This is a genomic window from Peptoniphilus sp. HMSC062D09 (assembly GCF_001811425.1).
In the GTDB taxonomy this organism is placed as follows: domain Bacteria; phylum Bacillota; class Clostridia; order Tissierellales; family Peptoniphilaceae; genus Peptoniphilus_A.
The window spans coordinates 1-365 of record NZ_KV804731.1 but is presented as its reverse complement, the minus strand read 5'-3'; the positions used below and the strand labels follow the sequence as shown (position 1 = coordinate 365).

Below are 365 nucleotides of genomic sequence, written 5' to 3'. Positions count from 1 at the left end.
AGCCTTTAAGTCCTCCGATATGTTTATGAAATGCCGCTACATGGATGAAATGACAGGCGGCAAAGGCGTGGTCTTTGCAACAGGAACACCTGTAAGTAATTCTATGACAGAGCTTTATACCATGCAGCGTTATCTTCAGTATGAAAGTCTAAAGAAAAACAACTTGGAGCATTTTGACTCTTGGGCTTCCACTTTTGGAGAAACGCAAAGCTCCTTTGAACTATCTCCTGAAGGTACAGGGTATAGGGTAAAAACGAGATTTTCAAAGTTCTATAACTTGCCTGAGCTTATGAGTATGTTTAAGGAAGTTGCAGACATTCAAACGGCGGATATGTTAAATCTTCCAACACCTGAAGCACACTATG

General features: G+C 40.8%; 1 protein-coding gene. It reads left to right on the top strand.

Annotated elements, in window-relative coordinates; all coding sequences use genetic code 11:
• A partial coding sequence (locus tag HMPREF2801_RS06725) for a hypothetical protein (RefSeq protein WP_210394464.1) occupies positions 1 to 365 on the top strand: 365 nt, incomplete at both ends.